The following is a 19155-nucleotide window of genomic DNA, read 5'->3' on the forward strand; positions in this document are numbered from 1 at the left end:
TCACCCATTCAAAAGCATTTCTATTTTAAAAATTCAACTTAAAAAATCAAAATGAAAATTTATAAATTTTTATCATTACTCTTTATTGCCTTTAATTTATTCACTTTATCATCATGCCGAAACAGCGATGATGACGATCCACAGGATACTTCAACCGGAAACCTTCAGATCAAATTTGAAAACGGATTCAATAACCTGGGGAATATCGTACTTAACCAAACTGTACAGACTTCAGCTGCCGGGCAGAAACATAATTTCTCCGCTGTAAAATATGTTATCAGCAACATCACACTGATTGACGAAGGCGGTAATGAATTCAAATACAATGAAAATAACCCTGATAAAGGTGCTTTCATCGTAGATCAGGCAGATGCCATTGCAGGAGTTGTTTACCTTGATCTGAACGGAATCCCGAAAAATAATTATAAGAAAGTAAAATTCGGACTTGGGATCAGTCAAAAGGCTTATCTGTTGGGGCAAAACGGGCAGGCAGAATTCTGGACGAAAGCCAAGCAGAAAGGGATGTCATGGTCATGGGCAGCCGGTTACGTCTTTGTAAAACTGGAAGGTAAATACGGAACTGCCTCCGCAGATACGGAATTCATGAATCACACCGGAAACATGGGAAATGTAACGGCTAATAATACGCCGGATCTTTACCGGGAAATTACGTTGAATCTTCCGACAACCGCCAGAGTAACGGCTCAGGTAAGACCTTCCATTCACATCCTTGCAGATTTAAATCAGTTTCTGAGTGGAAGTAAAACACTTTCCCTAAATACAGAAAACAATATGATGATGGGTTCAAGCCAGCACTTGGTGGATGTTACCAATAACCTTGCTGCAATGTTTAAAGTAGATCATGTTCATAATGATTAGGATTTTATTAAAAACAATGCTGCTGGTCATTACTTTTCTGAGCTGTTGGTCCTGTTCAGATGAGGTAATGCAGCCGCTGGAAAAAGATGAGGCCTATTCATTGCAGTTTCCGTCGTACTTTCCGGAGATGACGTTCGATGCATCCGGTAATCCGGTGACGAAAAATGGAGTAGAGCTGGGAAGAAAATTATTTTACGAGGGCAGGCTTTCCAGAAACAACACCATATCATGTGGTTTCTGTCATATTCAGGAAAATGCTTTCACGCATCACGGCCACACTGTGAGTCATGGAGTGGACGACAGAATTGGAATCCGTAATGCACCACCCATTCAAAACATGGCCTTCCTGAAAAGGTATATGTGGGATGGAGTGATCCATAATCTGAATGAGCAGCCGATCATTCCGATCACGGATGCCAATGAAATGGACAGTTCCATGCCCGAAGTGATTTCTAAATTAAAGGATGATCAGAAGTATAAAAAACTCTTCATGGCGGCATATGGTGACGAAAATATAACCGGTGAACGAGTATTGAAGGCTTTGTCACAGTTTATGGTCAGCATGATTTCTGCAGATTCGAAATATGACAGGGTGAAACAGGGAAAAGAAAATTTCACCTCTGAGGAATCTCAGGGATTGGCTCTTTTTAGCCAAAAATGTGCTTCGTGCCACAGCGGAGAATTATTTACCGACGAGAGTTTCAGGAATACGGGAATGTATTACAATGCCCAGTTCAAAGATGCGGGCCGTCATCGTGTAACCCTTGATCAGAAAGACTGGATGAAATTCCGTGTACCGAGTCTTAGAAATGTAGAATATACCGCACCTTATATGCATGACGGAAGGTTTTACACGCTGGCCGCAGTTCTTAATTTCTATTCAGATAATGTGGAAGACAATCCCAATCTGGATCCGCAGCTGAAACAGAACGGGCATATCGGAATTGCGATGAATACACAGGAAAAGCAGTTTGTCATCGCCTTTTTGAAAACCTTATCTGATCAAAACTTTATTTCTAATCCAAAATTTGCAGAATGAGCATGAAAAAAATAATTTTTATACTGAGCCTGACATTATCATGGGGCTGTCAGGCTAAAACCATCAACGACAGTCTGTATATCGCAGATCCTATAAATAATATTATATTGGATGACTGTGATGCTTGCGGCTGTGCGGCAGGAAATGGTTCTTCCGGTTTTGAGTCTTTGCTGAACCCGCAGTTTATCGGGATCAAATATTTTGCCCAGCATTATAAAGCCAAAGAAAACCTTTTTGTAAAAGATCTTACACAGGATCAGTATTTCAATACCCTGCAGGTTTGGGGAAAAATTCCATTGACAGAAAAGCTGAGTGTATACGCCAGCCTGCCATTTCATTTTCATGAGAAGAGAACAATGCAGGGCGATATCAACATTAATGGAATCGGAGATCTGAACCTGATGGGAATTTACCGGATCCTCAGTTCCAAAGATCATTTCCATCAGCTCAACGGTGGTTTGGGGGTGAAAATTCCTTTGGGAAAATTTGATGAAAAAGGAGCTTCAGGAGTCAATCCAAGTTTTCAACTGGGAACGGGAAGCTGGGATTATCAGGCTGCTTTGAACTATAAGTTTCAAAAGAATAAACTGGCTGTACTGATCAACACAGATTACACCGTAAAAACCGAAAACAAAAAGAATTACCGTTTTGGAAACCAGTGGAATTATGCCGCAACAGGTTTTTATCAGCTTGCAGGAAATGAAAAGACCATTTTCTCTGCCAAAGGCGGACTTCAGGGCGAAGTCTATGATAAAAACAAACAGTTTGACGAGGTATTGCCCAAAACAGCCGGAAGCGCTTTATATGGAAAAGTCGGTTTTGAGGCTTCTTATAAAAAGTTCAGCCTGGGTGGAGAAGTCATGCTGCCTGCTTATTCCAATCTGGCAAGCGGGGACATTGAAGCAAAATCCAGGTTCAGTGTTTTTATCAATTTTGGAATTTAATATAATGGCCAAAGCCACCAGGTACAGATTGTTCAATCTTTAGTCTCGTAAAAATTTCAAACTTTAATCTAAAAAACAGGTGGCTGAGATTCCCGAGCCACCTGTTTTTAATACATCTTCTTAATATTTTCTTTTTTTCATAGTGTTGAGAATTAATTTATTATGCCGTTATTGCATATATTAAGTTATTTTCTATCTTTGCCGCAATCTGGTGCGCTGTAAAAAGCACTTAAAAGGGAACCTGGTGAAAATCCAGGACAGACCCGCTGCTGTAAGCTCCACATCAAAGTTTTTGAAGAGTATATCCACTGTTTTTTAATGGGAAGGATTTCAAAAACGGAGTAAGTCAGAAGACCTGCCAGAAGATAAACGTTTGATGCTTTCGTGGAATAAAGCTTAGGACAACAAGGATTCTGTGCAGTAACAGCTGCGCTTTATCTTTGCTATCTTATATCCATTAGCGTCAGCATTATTCTCAATGAGCTAATGGTCAGAAAATGTACTGCTTCACAGTTTAAAAAAGTTGTTATCACATTATTTGTGATGGCATCTCAACTTATATTCTCTCAATCCGGAGACACCATCAGGGAGAAAACCATTCTTCCTATCCAGCTTTACAAAAAAGATTTTAAAGAAATTCTTCCTGCACAGGTACTTTCCGGAGAACAGCTTGAAAGACTGAACAGTCAGTCGGTGGCCGATGCCTTACGGTATTTTTCGGGAGTTCAGATCAAAGACTATGGTGGGATGGGCGGCCTGAAAACTGTTAATATCCGGAGTATGGGAAGCCAGCATGTGGGTGTTTTCTATGATGGTATCCAGCTGGGAAATGTTCAGAACGGAATCGTGGATCTTGGAAAGTTTTCACTGGATGATCTTGAAGCGATTTCTTTGTATAACGGTCAGAAAAGTGAAATTTTTCAGCCGGCAAAGGATTTCGGATCTTCCGGATCTATTTATCTTCAGCCTAAAATACCAGTTTTTAAAGGGAATCAGAAGACCAACTTAACGGTGAAGCTGAAATTAGGCTCCATCAGTTTATTTAATCCTTCCTTCCGTGTGGAACAGAAGCTTTCAGAGAGAATTTCGGCAAGTTTCAGCTCGGAATTTGTACAAAGCGATGGGTTGTATAAGTATAAATACGAAAAGAAAAATTCTGATGGATCTGTTGCCAATGATACCATTGCAAGAAGATATGATTCCTACATCCGGGCGAAACGTTTTGAAGGCGCCTTAAACGGAACCATTAATGATGGAAGCTGGAGCGTACGCGGCTACGGCTATATTTCCGATCGTGGAGTTCCCACAGCCATTGTTAATAATAATTTCACCCCTAAAGGTCAGCAGATGCTGGATGAAAACTATTTTGTTCAGGCCAGTTTCCGTAAAAAGCTGTTCCCAAAATTTGAAACTCAGTTCAAGGCTAAATTTGCCTATGATTACACCCGTTTTTTAGATACGGTGAATGTGGCAACAACCGTTCTGCCCATAGATAATTCTTATGTTCAGAGGGAACTGTATTTTTCCAACTCCAATATCTATTCTATTAATCAAAACTGGGATGTAAGTGCGAGCTTTGATTTTCAGTATAATAATCTCAATGCCAGTCTGAGAGATTTTTCATACCCTACACGATATACTTCACTCGTTGCTTTTGCTACAACCTATCAATGGAACCGGTTTAAATTTTTGGGAAGTATTCTCGGAACTTTCGTTCATGAAAACGTGAAAATGAATGCAAAATCTCCCGATAAAACCGAATGGGCCCCTTCCGCTTTCCTGAGCTATCAGCTTTTAAAATCCAAAGAGCTTACCGTAAGGGCCTTCTACAAAAGAGTCTTCAGGATGCCTACTTTCAATGATCTGTATTACACCATGATCGGAAATGTCATGCTGAAACCTGAATACACAAATCAGTACGATGTAGGTTTTACCTACGAGAAGCTCTTTGACCATCAATTTTTTAAAGGTATTTATGTGAAAGTGGATGGCTATTATAATGAAGTTGAGAACAAGATTATCGCTGTTCCTACCACCAATCTTTTCAGATGGATGATGGTGAATTTAGGTGAAGTGAAAATCATCGGAGCAGACGTGAATGTGCAGGCTGAATTTGACATTAATAAATTGAAACTGAAACCTTTGGTAAGCTATACCTATCAGCGTGCCGGGGACTATACTGATAAAAGTGACGATTATTACGGTGACCAGATCTCCTATGTGCCGTGGCATGCATTGACCTTTACCCTAATGGCAGACTATAAAGACTGGAGTTTCAATTACAGTTTTATGTACACCGGAGAACGCTATGATGCCCAGCTGAATAATATCAAAGCCAATTATCTCCAACCATGGTACACGCATGATTTATCCGTTCAGAAAAAATTCAACTGGCATTCTCACCAGATTAAAGCCGGTTTTGAGGTCAACAATGTCCTTAATCAATACTATGACGTGGTCAGGAATTATCCGATGCCCGGAAGAAATTTTAAACTTATTGTAAGCTTTACATTATGAAAAAACTAAACTTTTGCCTGCTGGCTTTTACTCTTTTCTTTCTGTTCTCATGTAGGACGGATGACAATATAGTTCCTTCGGAAACCAAAGAGGTAAGCAACGGAGAAAATCTGCCTATTAAAGGATTTTATCTGCTGAACGAGGGAAATATGGGAAGCAACAAATGTACGCTCGATTATTTCGATTATGCGACAGGAACGTACCGTAAGAATATTTATGGAGAAACCAATCCTTCCGTGGTAAAAGAATTGGGTGATGTGGGAAATCATATCATGATCTACGGAAGCAAAATGTATGTGGTGGTAAATGTTTCCAATAAAATTGAAGTGCTGGAAGCAAAAACGGCCAAACGAATCAAAACCATACAGCTGCAGAACTGCCGTTATCTGGCTTTTAAAGGTAATAAAGTTTATGCCAGCAGTTACGCAGGTCCCGTTGAATTGAATCCAAATTCTCCTCCGGGAAAAGTAGTGGAAATTGATACGACATCCCTGAACATCGAAAGACAGGTAGTAGTCGGGTATCAGCCTGAAGAAATAGAAGTGATGGGAGATCAGCTTTTTGTAGCTAATTCCGGAGGTTACAGATTTCCGAATTATGATAAAACCGTTTCTGTCATCAACCTCAATACATTCACGGAAACAAAAAAAATAGATATAGCCATTAATCTTCACCGTATTAAAAAGGACAACTACGGAGATCTGTACGTGAGTTCCAGAGGGGATTATTACAATATTCCATCCAGTCTTTTCCTTGTGGATGCCGCTACAGGAACCGTGAAAAAAGATTTTCATGTTGCTGTCAGCGGAATGACGATCGTGAATGACAAGCTGTATTATTATGGGAATGAATTTAATTACAATACCCATACATACGTCAAAACCTTTGGAATCATCGATGTAAAGACAGAGCAGGTGATTTCCAACAAAATTATTGACCAGCAATACGTGGATGAGATCAAAGCACCTTACGGAATTGCTGTAAATCCTTATACAGAAGACATCTATTTAACGGATGCGAAAAACTATGTCACTACCGGCTATGTATACTGTTTTGACAAGACCGGAAAATTCAAGTGGAAAACAGAAGGCGGGAATATCCCTGCTCACTTTGCTTTTTTATATAAATAATCAGATCAGAAAAAATGGAAAGAAAAACAAAACATATTTTAAAAACGATACTGCTCTCTTCAGTCCTGCTGGGAGCTGCAGCCTGTAAAAGCGACAGCGAAGAAGTGGTAGAGGAAGTAACTTTTCCTGCTGAAGTACTTAAAGAATCTTATACGATCGACAGGCTTAAACTTTTGATGATAGACCCTAAAATTGAAGGTAAACTGACCTGGAGCATTAACGATTCTGTGATTTCCGATCATCTGCAACTGGATTTTGTCAGTTCCACTGTACAAAATTATCCTTTGACCCTGAAAGTAGAGGTAAAAGGAGCAGCGAAGATCTATAAGTCCACGATCATTGTGAATAAGGAGCTGACCCCTTACAGTAAATATATATCAAATGTTTTCGATTTCCGTCCGGCCACGGGCCAGTTCATCAATGAGATCCCTGAATATGTAAACGGAAACACAGAGGCTGATATGATCAAAAGGGCCAAAGAATCCTTAGTAGGCGAAAATGCTACCATGATTACGCTGGGAGGTTTCGGCGGCTATGTTGCTTTTGGCTTCGATCATACCATTCCTAATCTTGAAGGAAGAGATTTTAAGATTCTGGGAAATGCTTTTTGGGGAAACAGTGCCAATGCTACCCGGTCAGGATCATGTGAGCCCGGAATTATCATGGTGGGCTACGACAAGAATAAAAACGGCAAACCGGATGAAGATGAATGGTATGAAATTGCGGGCAGCGAATATTTTAAAAATTCAACGACAAAAAACTATACTATAACTTACTTCAAGCCCAATGAGAACAAGCCCCCCGTTCCCGGAAGTGAGTTTTGGCAGACTGATGTGGAGTACATCAAATGGCAGGATAATTTTGGGAATTCAGGATTTAAAACTAAAAATACCTTCCATACACAAAGCTATTATCCTTTGTGGCTTTCCGGTGCTTCTTACAGCCTTACGGGAACCAGATTGAAGGATAATTTTTACGACCAGAGCGGGACGGGGGCTTATTGGGTAGGAACATCTTACGATTACGGCTATGCAGACAATGCGCCGAACAATGATGAGGCTTCCAACATCGACATTTCCTGGGCTGTAGATAAAAGCGGGAATTATGTAAAGCTTCCCGGCATTGATTTTATCAAGGTATATACGGGAATCAATCAGGAAGCAGGATGGCTTGGGGAAGTTTCTACAGAAGTGGCAGGAGCTTACGATCTGCATCTTAAATAAAATAAATTTTAATATATAATTCGAAAAAATGAAAAAGTTTTACCTTTTGACCATGCTGTTCTTTTTTGCGTTCTTTACGAATGCACAGGTGGCAGTACAGGGAGTACCCAGAAATGATATTCAGGGTATCGGCAGCAACCAGCTGAATACAACAGTAACCACCAATATCAACTTCTCCGATATTCAGTATTGGGTAGGTAGCGGTACTAATGAAGCGGCTTTTGTGGTTCAGTGGAACGACAGCAAGAATCCTGATGCCTTGGTATGGGGCTTCCGATGGAACGGAAATGCTACCGGAGAAGATATGCTGAAGGCAATTGCAAAGGCAGATCACAGATTTTTTACATTGTTTTATCCGGGAACCCAGTTCGGAACAGCCATCGGAGGAATGGGGTTTGACCTAAACGGTCAGAATACCAACGCACTTTATAAAAACGGGAATACAACCTATCCTCTTTACCCTGTAAATGGCATTGTAAATACAGGTGCATATGATTTCGATGATTTTACGGCTGCTGATGCCGGGGATCATTGGGGATCAGGATGGTACAACAGCTACTGGTCTTATTGGGTAAAAGATCCTACGGATGCTGATTTTGGATATTCAGGAGTAGGGGCTTCTTCCCGTGTACTTCAGAATGGTTCATGGGATGTATGGAATTTTAGCCCAGGGTTGGCTTCTTTTCCTATTTCTTCAACGCTGACACCCGTATCTGTTTATGCTGCTTCTGCTTCTTCTGTTTCTACCAATTTTACTGACGGTTACTTTATGGTCAATGAAGAATGGTTCGGGCATACCAACGGTTCTGTAAATTTCATCGGCAATAATGGGCAGGTTAATTACCGTGTGTACAGCAATGCCAATAACAATCAGGCCTTTGGTGCTACAACGCAATACGGAACAATCTACGGAGATAAATTCTATTTTATTTCGAAGCAGGCTGCAGATGGCGGAGATACTCAGTATACTCCGGGAGGAAGGCTGGTAGTAGCGAATGCACAAACGATGCAGAAAATTGCAGGATTTAATAATATTGGCGGCGGCGACGGAAGATCCTTTGTAGGAGTTAATGAAAACAAAGGATACATCGGAGCTTCGAATGGTATTTTTGTATTTGATATTGCGAATATGCAGGTTGGAAGCCTGATAACCGGAACAGGCGGAGGCGGTCAGTATGCCGGCCAGATCGGAAATATGATCCGTTCTTCAAAATATGTATTTGCCGTGAAGCAGTCTGCAGGAATTTTAGTCATTGACCCGGCGACAGATACGCTGGTGAGTACGATTCCGGGAGCTTTTCATTCTATTGTTCAGGCTAAAGACGGAAGTATCTGGGCTATTCAGGATCAGAAAGTGGTGAATATTCATCCTACGACTTTTGCAACCACTTCTTACAATATTCCTACGACCAAATATTTAGGTTCATGGGGAGCGTGGAATGCAGGAAGCTTTTCAGCGAGCAGCAAACAGAATGTTTTATACTGGATCAACTCAGTTAACAGTTTTGTTTCAGGAACACAGATCGTAAAATTTGATGTAACGACAAAAGCATTTAACGAAAGTTTTGCGACCATTCCGGGACAGACAGGTACTTACAAACAGATTCCTTACGGGGCAGGACTCCGTGTGAACCCAACCACTGATGAGCTGATTCTGAATACTACTGAAAGCGGTTTTGGAGCACACTATCAGAAAAACTGGATCCATACTATTGGCGTTAACGGAACCATTACCAATACAAAAACACTTAATGATTACTATTGGTTCCCTGCTATGGCAGTATTCCCGGATAATACGCTTCCTATGGTGAGCAGTACATTTCCATCTCAGGTTAATGTGAATAATGCTTCTGTAATAGACCTGAAAACAATAGTTTCTGACGAAGACAATCTTTCATCTGCTATTGTAAAATCAATTAAGTCAAACTCAAATCCGGCTGCAGTTTCTGCAGTGATCAATGCGAATGACGAACTGGTTCTAACTCCGGTTGCTTCAGGAACGGCTGATATTAAGATCAGTTTTAATTCAAATGGAAGGGTAGTAGAGAAACTGCTTACTGTCAACAGTACAACTTCTACTTTGGCCACGGCAGAAGTGAAGAAAATTGAATTCAGTATTTACCCGAATCCGGTGACAGATATTTTAACTCTTAAAACTCAGGAAAAGATCCTGAATGTTACCATTTACGATGCCTCTGGTAAAATAATAAATGCACCGCTGAACAACGGCCAGATCAATGTAAGTATGCTTCCGAACGGAGTATATATTCTAAAAGCTGTAACTGATAAAGCAGCATATCAGCAGAAGCTGATCAAGAAATAACCATCACAGTCTATATATTTCAATGAACCGGCGGCCCATTTGGGCCGCCGGTTTTTTTACTTTAAAGCAGGTAGTAAAAAGAGATTTCGGCAGGCTGAAAGCCTGCCGAAATCTTTAATATGTATTATTATTTAATTATTGATTCTGATCTTACGGGAATAAGTTTTTTTGTCTTGCGTTTCTATCGTAAGTATATAAATTCCTTCAGGCTGTGGAGAAGACAGTTCAAAAGTTTTGGAAGTAAGGGTAGAGCGGTGTACCTCTTTGCCGGAAGTATTTCTCAGGGTAACTTCAGACCCTTCCAATGGAACAGTACCACTCAGAGTAATCTGTCCGGCCTTGCTGTAAGCCATAATGGTGGCAAGAGGATCCTGGTAAGCATAATACACCCTGAATCCGCCACCCAAGCTTAGTACACCGCCACTCAGTCTTATTTTAACTGCGTTATAGGAGCTGACGGGAACAAATTCAATAGTTGCTCTGGAAGGATTGTCGGAAAGCTTCAGTAAGTTTCCGGTTATCATTTGACTGTCATCGTTGGCTGTCGTTCCGCTCATCGTTTCTATGTATATGCCGCTTAGGAGCTGAACAGTGAGAGGAATGTCATTGGTACCGATACCAATGACTAATTTAGTATTGATTCTCACTTCAGGGAATCTCAGGGTCTGTTCAACACCACCTAATAAAACGGTGCCCATAACCATAGTAGAATAGTTGTCTTCGTTATCGCCCACGGCATTCAATGGATTTTGCACGGCACATCCCAGGCATACTCCATAGACATTGGAGAGTTGATCATGGGCATAGATTCTGTTTTGCGCCTGTGTATTGCCCGATTGGAATAAAAAAGCTAAAAATAACGCGGCCTGAAAAAGACGGCCCTTTGAAGGTAAAATGGATTTCATGCTATAGAGATTTTTGGTTAATGCTTTATCCAAATTTAAGCATAAAAGTGAAGGTGGGCAATATTATTTCTATTTAATGTGAATTATATAATATTAATAATTAAACAGAGACTTATCAGATTTATCTATGAGTTCACCCACCTTATTTCCAAAGGAATTATTTTTTTCGACCTTTAATATTAGGTAAAAAAGCAGTTATTATACCCATAAGAGGTAAGAAAGCACAGATTTTAAATACATATTCAATGCTCGTATCATCTGCCAAGGCCCCCAGAACAGCAGAACCAATTCCACCCATCCCAAACATAAAACCAAAAAACAATCCGGCCACCAATCCAATTTTATTGGGCAAAAGGTCTGTAGCATATACCAGAATTGCAGAAAAAGCCGAAGCAATAATTAACCCGATTAAAACCGCAAATACCACAGTCCATACTAAGGGAAGATATGGAAGACAAAGAGTAAAAGGTGCTGCTCCAAGTATAGAGACCCATATGATTTTCTTTCTTCCGTATTTATCACCCAGCCTTCCTCCTAAAATAGTTCCAATAGCAACCGCTGCAAGAAACATGAATAAATATAATTGGGAATCCTTTACAGAAATGTGAAACTTATCAATGAGAAAAAACGTAAAATAATTAGTCATGGATGCCAAATAAATGTACTTAGAAAATACCAGTGCCAGCAGAACGGTAATAGAAAATATAACCTTTTTGCGGGACAGTTCTACAGTTATGATATTACTGGAATGCTGCGCTGTTTTTTTAAGAGATAATCTTTCCGCATACCAGTTCCCAATTCTCCATAGCACTATAATTCCTATAAAAGCAGCGATAGCAAAAAGGCTTACATAGCCCTGCCCCAGAGGAAGCACAACTAAAGCGACCAATAGAGGACCAATAGCACTCCCTGAATTTCCACCTACCTGAAAAATGGACTGGGCAAGTCCTTTTTGTCCGCCGGATGCCAATTGGGCAACTCGGGATGCCTCTGGATGAAAAATGGAAGATCCCATCCCGATTAATGCCACTGAAATCAGAATCATATAATATTGATGGGCTGCTGCTAAAAGTAACAATCCTGCCATTGATAATCCCATTCCTACTGCTAAAGATCTTGGATTCGGCTTTTTATCCGTATAAATTCCAACGAAAGGCTGTAAAATAGATGCAGTAAGCTGAAACACCAATGTAATGATACCAATCTGAGAAAAAGACAGACTGAATTCCCCTTTTAGAATAGGATATAATGAAGGGATTGTAGACTGTATCAGATCATTTAAAAAATGAGAAAAACTGATCATAAATAAGATCGGGTAAACAATTTTGCTGGTGTCAATTGCCTGTGTCTGTAGATTTTTCATGAATTGTAATTTTATTCATCATATCATCTGATGAATTTTGTTAAAATTTATTTTAATACACTCTGTCAACGATCAGTTGTGCAATACGCGCTGCATTTTCAGAATCTTTATTTTCAATAGACTTATAAAGATCCGTATGTATTTTTTGTGAGATTTTAAAAGATTCTGTGTTATTTTTATGACTGGTTTCAAAAGTTCTGAGGATATGCTTACTTGCAATTCTGTAAATTTCTTTCAAAAGAGTATTGCCACAGGCTTCAGCAATAGAGATATGAAAATTAATATCAGCTTGGTAGCATTCTAGCGCCTGGTTTTTCTTCGCAAACTGATCTCTGAGATCCAGATACATTTTAATCGTCTCTAGCTCCTTTTCACTTCGGCTGGTAGCTGCTTTTGCCGCTATCTTTGAATCTAAAAGAGAGCGTACCTCATACACTTCGTTGAATTCAGCATTGTTGATCTGATCCTCCAGTGATTCCTGGATGTTCTTCGAAGTAACAAATGTACCCACACCCTGCTGTACACTCAGGACTCCTTTTATTGATAAAATTTTTATTGCTTCACGGATACTGGAGCGGCCTACACCATAGATCTTCATCAGTTCCGGTTCAATCGGAAGTTTATCGCCTACCGCATATTCTTCATTGGTAATCCCCTGAATTAATCTGTCTGCGACTTCCTGCGCTAATGTTCTTCTTTGAATTTGCATAAATACATCTTATCATCTGATGATTGCAAAGATAGATAAAAAATAAAGATTTACACTATTTTAAATGTGAAAATCTCGTGATAATAGATGCAGTGGAATATTTTAAAGGATAAAATAAAAAGAGAGATTCTAAGAATAGAATCTCTCTTTAAGTAGCCCGTAGGGGAATCGAACCCCTCTTACCAGAATGAAAATCTGAGGTCCTAACCGATAGACGAACGGGCCATCTATCTAACACTAAATAATTAGCGGGTTAGATTTTTGTTTTTATAAGTTTCAACTCTTATTAACCACCCGGTTAGCAGTGATTAAATTTTGTAGCCCGTAGGGGAATCGAACCCCTCTTACCAGAATGAAAATCTGAGGTCCTAACCGATAGACGAACGGGCCTACTATACTTTTACGCTAATTTATTAACGTGCTTTGTTAATTTGCTTTTCAAGTTAGCAGCTTTGTTCTTGTGGATAATATTTCTCTTAGCTAATTTATCCAATAAAGCGATAACTTTTGGCAGTTGCTCTGTAGCAGCAGCTTTGTTCTCTTCATTTCTTAAGACTTTAAGAGCAGTTCTAGCAGTCTTGTGATAATATCTGTTACGAACTTTTCTAACTTCGTTTTGTCTGATTCTTTTTAATGCTGATTTATGATTTGCCATATCGTTCAAATGTGAGTGCAAAACTATAAACTTTTTTTTAATCTGCCAAATTATTTTTTAAAATTTTTCAATTTTCTTCGGACAGGTATTTTCTGAGTTTATCTATTGCTTGTTCTATTTTTAAATTCTCTTGTTCTCGTTCTATTTTCTTGATCGTGCTGCTTAGCATGATCATCGCATTGTTCCATTCTCCAGTGGTATTGGTAAAGGAAAGTCCGTCAATTGTTACTTCAAAGGCAACCCTTTCTCCCGTCCTGTAAAGTCTGAAACTTATCTTATCATCCCTGCCTGTAATCCCCTCTTCATTGATTTGTAAATCATAACTTTTTGGGTTAGAGTGGATTTTCTTAAAAAGAAGTTTTGCTTCCTGTATTTTTAAATCCGGCATGATATCAAATTTGGTAGCCTATAGGGGAATCGAACCCCTGTTGCAAGAATGAAAATCTTGAGTCCTAACCACTAGACGAATAGGCCAAATTTTGAGGTTGCAAAAGTAATGATTAACTTTTTAACTTCAAAATTATTTTTTACGTTATTTAAAAACTTTTTGGATAATAGTATTCTTGATTCCCTTGGATTCAAGGTCTTTTTGAAGCTTTACAGCATCTTCTAAAGTATATACTTTACCATACGTGTAATAAAACACTCCATTGTCTTTATTTCTCTCCACATCTTTCAATGTCTGAAGAATAAACGAATTGCCATTCAATTTGTCGCCTGTATAGACCTCTATGGTATAATACCCCGTCAGCAGTTTTTGATTAGGCATAAATCCTACGGCATAAGCATTTCTGAACCCTGCATCCTTAGCTGTTTTAAGGTTGATATCTCTGATTGAAGCCATATTGGTAACTCCGTAGTAATATTTGTACTGTCCGTTGTCTTTAATAGGGAGAATATAGTTTAAGCCCTTTAATGCCGGATCTCCGTCGTTGTATTTAACAGGGGAGCTCAGCAGTAAAATCCTGAAATCATTTTTTAAAGGAGATTCAGCAGGCTTTTCAGGTTCAGGTTTTTTGGCAGCGATAGAAGATCCGCCTGTTTTTCTGTCAATTGCTTTTTTATAATCGATGATCGCATTATAGATACTTTCCGCAATTTCGGTTTGTCCCTTATCAGAAGCAAGATAATGACTTTCTTCAGGATGGTTGATGAAACCGGTTTCTATCAGTACAGAAGGCATCGCATTCATACGAAGTACGTGAAGGTTTTTCTGGAAAACACCTCTTGAAAATCTTTTATCCTTATTTACAAAATTACCTTCAACCAGTCCGCCAAGCAGCAAACTTGATTCAAGGTATTTGTTCTGCTGAAGTTTTAGTGCAATAAGAGATTCCGGAGAGCTTGGATTATAAGATCCGAAGGTCTGTCTGTCTTTTTCATCAAGAAAGATCACGTCGTTCTCTCTTTTTGCCACTTCCAGATTCTCATCATTCTGGTTGGGCCCCTGTACATAAGTTTCAGTTCCGTAGGCTGTAGGTCTCTGTGAAGAATTACAGTGAATGGAGACAAAAAGATCGGCTTTGCTCCTGTTGGCCAGATTGGTTCTGTCCGAAAGAGAAGGATATTCGTCGAATTTACGGGTATATATAACTTTGAAATCTCTGTTTTTTTCCAACATGGCCCCAACTTTGAGAGTAACGGCAAGTGTAACGTCTTTTTCTGCAACCCTTCCGATATCTGCATAAGTCCTGTTCGCTCCGTGGTCACTTCCCCCATGACCAGCGTCCAAAACGATCGTAAATTTCTTTTGTGAAAAAATTAAAATGCTGGAAAGAAGAAGGAGAAATGATAAAATTATTTTAAATTTTTGTTTGTACATCTTACAGTTTTAAAAATTATACTAATTTTGAGCCTTAATTAAAGAATAAAATTGGCCAAAACCGTCCTCAAAAATATATTACAAATTTTAATTATCCTAATTTTTAACAATTTTTTAGCACAGAAAACCCCTGAAAAATTGCCTAAAAATGTGGTTAATGATACTATTCCCAAAAAGGATACCATTATTGTAAAAAAGGAAGCTTTAGATGATGTTCTCCGTACAAAGGCGGATGATCAGCGTAGAGATGTTCCGAAAAAAATGACATTTCTGAATAAAAATGCCCAGGTAAAATACCAGGACATGCAGATAGATGCAGATTATATTTCTATTGACGACAACAAAAATCTGATCTATGCCCGCGGAAAACAGGACTCTTTAGGGAAGATCATAGAACCCGTAATTACCACTCAGGCTGGAAAAAAGTATGAAACCAATGAGTTCAGCTACAATACCAAAACCAAGCAGGCCATTGCTTTTAATGCCAGAACAGAAGAAAGCGAAGGGGTAATCACCGCACAGAAAACCAAAAAATATAATGATTCTGTTTTTGCCATGAGAAACGCAGATTATACAACAGATGAATACTATATCAAGAAAAAAGATACGGCCTCGGATTACTTTATGCGGGCATCCAACATCAAGTTGATCAAGACGAAAAACAAATCGCAGATTGTTACAGGTCCTATTCAGATGTATATAGAAAGAGTGCCCACTCCTCTTATTCTTCCGTTTGCCATTCTTCCATTTTCGGAAAAGAGGGCAGCCGGTATCCTGATCCCGAGTTTTGGGGAAAGGGAAGATGTAGGATTTTTTCTTAACGGATTGGGATATTACCAGCCGATAGGGGAGCATTTTGATCTTAAAATACTGGCAGATATCTATACCAAAGGAAGCTGGAACCTAAGACCGCAGATGAATTATCTGAAGAAATACAGGTATTCCGGAACTTTTACAGCGGATGTCGGAACCATGGTGAGAGGAATTAAAGGTTTGGATGATTATACCAAAAACAGCACATACAGAATTGCATGGACGCATACTCAGGACACAAAGGCAAATCCTTTTCTGACCTTCAGTGCTTCAGTGGATATCGTAAGTACCAAGTTTTATAACAACCCGCTCAATAACAACTATATTTTCAACCAGAACGTTCTGAATACACAGCAGAGTTCAGCGGTAACAGTCACAAAAAGATTCCTAAAGCTGCCTGCAACCATTACCGGGACAGCCTCCTATTCTCAAAACTTTGCCACCGGGCTTGCAGATCTTCGTCTTCCTCAGATGAATGTGGCAATCAATCAGTTTTATCTGTTTAAATCGAAAACAGGAGTGAGACAGGGTCTTCTTGAAAATATTACAGTGAACACAGGTTTTAATCTGACGAACTTTGTAAATACACAGGAAAACGAGCTTTTTACAAAGGCAATGTGGGATAAGATGCAGACAGGACTGAAAAATAATATTGCATTGGGAACCAACACAACGGTGGCCAAATATTTCACGTTCAGCTTAAGTGCCAATATTGATAACGCTTTAACGACTAAGACACTTAAAAAATATTATGATCCTGTAAAGAATGCGGATGTAGATGAAATTCAGAAAAATATTGCCGGATATTCCACCTTCTCTTCATCTGCCAGTCTTCAGACCACTCTTTATGGTATGCTGAAGTTTAAAAAAGGTTCTGCGGTAGAAGCGGTAAGACATATGATGACACCAAGTCTTAGCTTTACATATTCACCGGATTTCTCAAGCCCCGGTTTCGGATATTATAAAAACTATTATAATGCAGAGGGAGCCCTGACCCCTTATTCTATTTTTGAAAAAGGAATTGTGGGAAGCCCGTCAAGCGGAGTGGTAGGAGCCTTAGGTTTTAATATTGGAAACAATATTGAAATGAAAGTAAAATCTAAAACCGATTCTACCGGTGTAAAGAAAATAAAAATCTTTGAATCTCTTAACCTTTCAGGGAACTACAATTTTGCAGCGAAAGATCATCCATGGTCTGTATTCAGCATCAACGGACAGTCTTCTTTCTTTAATAATAAATTAAATGTGAATACCAGTCTCTCACTGGATCCTTATAAAATTGTCTTTGCTCCGGGTGCAACACAGGGAGTGAGAACGGAACAGTTTGGACATTTCAGTGTACAGGGTTTCAACGTACAGTTATCATATCCTTTAAGCAGCGAACTCTTTGGCGAGAAAACAGATTATGCCAAAAAGTATCCGGCAAAAGGAGAAATAAGAAATGAAAATTATTATTTTGACGATGATAATTATGCGCATTTCGACCAGGCATGGACTTTGAATATCAATGCCAACTATGCTTATTCAAAAGGATTGTCGGCACTTGGTACTAAGATTGCTTCTGTAGGTCTAGACGGCAGCATTAAGCTAACCCCTTACTGGAATATCAACGGGAGTACGCACTTTGATCTTGTGACGAAAGATCTTGCTTATACAAGAATCGGGTTTACCAGAGATCAGCGAAGTTTCACGATCAACTTCAACTGGGTTCCTTTCGGACAGTATAAGGTATATGACTTCTTTATCGGTATCAAAGCTAATATCTTAAGTGATGCATTGAAATACAAAGACAGAAGTTTTACGCAGCCTGGTGCACCTTTCTAATATCAGATTGACAATTGTAAATATAAATTTTATATTTGCAACCAAAATAAATCTCATGAAATCACTGTCGCCCAAATTGGTTAACAAACGAATGCAGATGATGGTAATTATATGCTGACCTTTGAAAAAATAAATATCCACATATGAAACAAATAATCAACACAGTTAATGCACCTGCAGCAATCGGGCCTTACTCACAAGCTAATATGGCCAACGGAGTTTTATACATTTCCGGACAGATCCCTGTAGATCCTGCAACTGGTAAACTGGTAGAGGGAATTGAAAAGGAAACGCACCAGGTGATGAAAAACCTTGAGGCTATTCTTACTGAAGCGGGAATGACGTTTAAAAACGTAGTGAAAGCTACCATATTCCTTAAAAGTATGGACGATTTTGCAGTAATGAACGATATTTATGCTTCATATCTTGATGCAGACAGCTATCCGGCCCGTGAAACGGTACAGGTTTCCTGCCTGCCTAAGAATGTTGATATTGAAATTTCTATGATCGCACATCAGGATTAATGAATTTTATAAGAAATACAATTGCGGTTCTTGTAGGCCTTGGAATAGCCGGGCTGATTATTACTCTTGGTATAAGGGTTTTTCCGCAATGGATCACTTTCGAAGCTTTTGCTCCCTTTGAGCACTGGCAGAGATTTCTTTACAGCATGAGAGGCGATAATGCATTTTTCGGATTTCTGCTGTTTATTTCAGGGCTGGGAACAACGATAGGAGGAGTGGCTACTGCACTTATTGTAAAGTATGCTAAGGTAGCGTATGCTATTCTTATCGGTTTTATTATGCTGTTCATAGCCATGCTGGATGTTATTGTATTTCCATACCATCCTACATTTTATAAAATCTCTATTTTCCTTACGTTTTTCCCGTTTTCGTGGATTGGAGGAAAGATTGTAGAGATTATTTATGAACGGAATAAGAAAAAGAAGATCGCTGATAAAATGAACAAAACCAAATAAAAAAAACGCTGCAAATCTGCAGCGTTTTTT

General features: G+C 39.2%; 16 protein-coding genes, 3 tRNA genes and 1 riboswitch. Of the genes, 10 read left to right on the forward strand and 9 right to left on the reverse strand.

Annotated features, from left to right (window positions below; genetic code table 11):
• Positions 1-51 precede the first annotated feature (51 nt).
• The 7 genes from LC418_RS04065 (at position 52) to LC418_RS04095 (ending at position 10055) form a co-directional block, all read left to right on the forward strand.
• Entirely contained in the window at positions 52-879 is an 828-nt protein-coding gene (locus LC418_RS04065; protein WP_223558205.1) for an MbnP family protein, read from the forward strand.
• Positions 872-1918: a cytochrome-c peroxidase gene (locus LC418_RS04070; RefSeq protein WP_223558206.1), complete on the forward strand. Its 1047-nt coding sequence runs from the start codon at positions 872-874 to the stop codon at positions 1916-1918. The genes LC418_RS04065 and LC418_RS04070 overlap by 8 nt, the downstream gene beginning before the upstream one ends.
• Before the next feature lie 2 nt (positions 1919-1920).
• The gene (locus LC418_RS04075; RefSeq protein ID WP_223558207.1) at positions 1921-2862 is read left to right on the forward strand and encodes a transporter; all 942 of its coding nucleotides are present in this window, start codon (positions 1921-1923) and stop codon (positions 2860-2862) included.
• A 192-nt stretch (positions 2863-3054) separates the two neighbouring features.
• A riboswitch (cobalamin riboswitch) is annotated at positions 3055-3239 on the forward strand.
• Positions 3240-3405: 166 nt separating this feature from the next.
• The gene (locus LC418_RS04080; RefSeq protein ID WP_223558208.1) at positions 3406-5379 is read left to right on the forward strand and encodes a TonB-dependent receptor plug domain-containing protein; all 1974 of its coding nucleotides are present in this window, start codon (positions 3406-3408) and stop codon (positions 5377-5379) included.
• A complete protein-coding gene (locus tag LC418_RS04085; RefSeq protein WP_223558209.1) occupies positions 5376-6509 on the forward strand; it encodes a YncE family protein in 1134 nt (377 codons plus the stop codon). The genes LC418_RS04080 and LC418_RS04085 overlap by 4 nt, the downstream gene beginning before the upstream one ends.
• 14 nt (positions 6510-6523) lie before the next feature.
• Entirely contained in the window at positions 6524-7732 is a 1209-nt protein-coding gene (locus LC418_RS04090; RefSeq protein WP_223558210.1) for a cell surface protein, read from the forward strand.
• A gap of 28 nt (positions 7733-7760) precedes the next feature.
• Positions 7761-10055 carry a DUF5074 domain-containing protein gene (locus tag LC418_RS04095; protein WP_223558211.1) on the forward strand — a complete coding sequence of 765 codons (2295 nt, stop codon included), beginning with the start codon at positions 7761-7763 and terminating at the stop codon, positions 10053-10055.
• Positions 10056-10186: 131 nt separating this feature from the next.
• Here the strand turns inward: LC418_RS04095 and LC418_RS04100 are convergent, their stop codons facing one another.
• From LC418_RS04100 to LC418_RS04140, 9 genes are all read right to left on the reverse strand, one after another.
• A complete protein-coding gene (locus tag LC418_RS04100; RefSeq protein WP_223558212.1) occupies positions 10187-10960 on the reverse strand; it encodes a T9SS type A sorting domain-containing protein in 774 nt (257 codons plus the stop codon).
• 157 nt (positions 10961-11117) lie between these two features.
• The gene (locus tag LC418_RS04105) at positions 11118-12323 is read right to left on the reverse strand and encodes an MFS transporter (RefSeq protein WP_223558213.1); all 1206 of its coding nucleotides are present in this window, start codon (positions 12321-12323) and stop codon (positions 11118-11120) included.
• A 52-nt stretch (positions 12324-12375) separates the two neighbouring features.
• A complete protein-coding gene (locus LC418_RS04110) occupies positions 12376-13032 on the reverse strand; it encodes a FadR/GntR family transcriptional regulator (protein ID WP_111957010.1) in 657 nt (218 codons plus the stop codon).
• 153 nt (positions 13033-13185) lie between these two features.
• Positions 13186-13257 (reverse strand) — tRNA-Glu (locus LC418_RS04115).
• Between the two features lie 93 nt (positions 13258-13350).
• Positions 13351-13422, reverse strand: a tRNA-Glu gene (locus tag LC418_RS04120).
• 10 nt (positions 13423-13432) lie between these two features.
• A complete protein-coding gene (gene rpsT, locus LC418_RS04125) occupies positions 13433-13687 on the reverse strand; it encodes a 30S ribosomal protein S20 (protein WP_040993501.1) in 255 nt (84 codons plus the stop codon).
• A gap of 67 nt (positions 13688-13754) precedes the next feature.
• Positions 13755-14075, reverse strand: coding sequence for a hypothetical protein (locus LC418_RS04130; protein WP_111957012.1), 321 nt, complete (start codon positions 14073-14075; stop codon positions 13755-13757).
• Between the two features lie 11 nt (positions 14076-14086).
• Positions 14087-14161, reverse strand: a tRNA-Glu gene (locus tag LC418_RS04135).
• Positions 14162-14219: 58 nt separating this feature from the next.
• The gene (locus LC418_RS04140; RefSeq protein WP_223558214.1) at positions 14220-15509 is read right to left on the reverse strand and encodes an N-acetylmuramoyl-L-alanine amidase family protein; all 1290 of its coding nucleotides are present in this window, start codon (positions 15507-15509) and stop codon (positions 14220-14222) included.
• A gap of 51 nt (positions 15510-15560) precedes the next feature.
• Here LC418_RS04140 and LC418_RS04145 point away from each other — a divergent pair, with 51 nt between their 5' ends.
• From LC418_RS04145 to LC418_RS04155, 3 genes are all read left to right on the forward strand, one after another.
• Entirely contained in the window at positions 15561-18146 is a 2586-nt protein-coding gene (locus LC418_RS04145) for a putative LPS assembly protein LptD (protein ID WP_111957016.1), read from the forward strand.
• Between the two features lie 143 nt (positions 18147-18289).
• On the forward strand, positions 18290-18670 hold the full coding sequence (locus LC418_RS04150) for a RidA family protein (protein WP_062700765.1): 381 nt from the start codon (positions 18290-18292) through the stop codon (positions 18668-18670).
• Entirely contained in the window at positions 18670-19125 is a 456-nt protein-coding gene (locus LC418_RS04155; RefSeq protein ID WP_111957020.1) for a hypothetical protein, read from the forward strand. Before LC418_RS04150 ends, LC418_RS04155 begins: the two co-directional genes overlap by 1 nt.
• The last annotated feature ends 30 nt before the right edge of the window (positions 19126-19155 follow it).

Source organism: Chryseobacterium lathyri (genome assembly GCF_019970085.1).
Taxonomy (GTDB): Bacteria; Bacteroidota; Bacteroidia; order Flavobacteriales; family Weeksellaceae; genus Chryseobacterium; species Chryseobacterium lathyri.

What these genes read in the sequence shown, in the direction of transcription:
- LC418_RS04065 (WP_223558205.1), top strand. Translation starts at nt 52, where the DNA reads ATGAAAATTTATAAATTTTTATCATTACTCTTTATTGCCTTTAATTTA.
- LC418_RS04070 (WP_223558206.1), top strand. Translation starts at nt 872, where the DNA reads ATGATTAGGATTTTATTAAAAACAATGCTGCTGGTCATTACTTTTCTG.
- LC418_RS04075 (WP_223558207.1), top strand. Translation starts at nt 1,921, where the DNA reads ATGAAAAAAATAATTTTTATACTGAGCCTGACATTATCATGGGGCTGT.
- LC418_RS04080 (WP_223558208.1), top strand. Translation starts at nt 3,406, where the DNA reads ATGGCATCTCAACTTATATTCTCTCAATCCGGAGACACCATCAGGGAG.
- LC418_RS04085 (WP_223558209.1), top strand. Translation starts at nt 5,376, where the DNA reads ATGAAAAAACTAAACTTTTGCCTGCTGGCTTTTACTCTTTTCTTTCTG.
- LC418_RS04090 (WP_223558210.1), top strand. Translation starts at nt 6,524, where the DNA reads ATGGAAAGAAAAACAAAACATATTTTAAAAACGATACTGCTCTCTTCA.
- LC418_RS04095 (WP_223558211.1), top strand. Translation starts at nt 7,761, where the DNA reads ATGAAAAAGTTTTACCTTTTGACCATGCTGTTCTTTTTTGCGTTCTTT.
- LC418_RS04100 (WP_223558212.1), bottom strand. Translation starts at nt 10,960, where the DNA reads ATGAAATCCATTTTACCTTCAAAGGGCCGTCTTTTTCAGGCCGCGTTA.
- LC418_RS04105 (WP_223558213.1), bottom strand. Translation starts at nt 12,323, where the DNA reads ATGAAAAATCTACAGACACAGGCAATTGACACCAGCAAAATTGTTTAC.
- LC418_RS04110 (WP_111957010.1), bottom strand. Translation starts at nt 13,032, where the DNA reads ATGCAAATTCAAAGAAGAACATTAGCGCAGGAAGTCGCAGACAGATTA.
- rpsT (WP_040993501.1), bottom strand. Translation starts at nt 13,687, where the DNA reads ATGGCAAATCATAAATCAGCATTAAAAAGAATCAGACAAAACGAAGTT.
- LC418_RS04130 (WP_111957012.1), bottom strand. Translation starts at nt 14,075, where the DNA reads ATGCCGGATTTAAAAATACAGGAAGCAAAACTTCTTTTTAAGAAAATC.
- LC418_RS04140 (WP_223558214.1), bottom strand. Translation starts at nt 15,509, where the DNA reads ATGTACAAACAAAAATTTAAAATAATTTTATCATTTCTCCTTCTTCTT.
- LC418_RS04150 (WP_062700765.1), top strand. Translation starts at nt 18,290, where the DNA reads ATGAAACAAATAATCAACACAGTTAATGCACCTGCAGCAATCGGGCCT.
- LC418_RS04155 (WP_111957020.1), top strand. Translation starts at nt 18,670, where the DNA reads ATGAATTTTATAAGAAATACAATTGCGGTTCTTGTAGGCCTTGGAATA.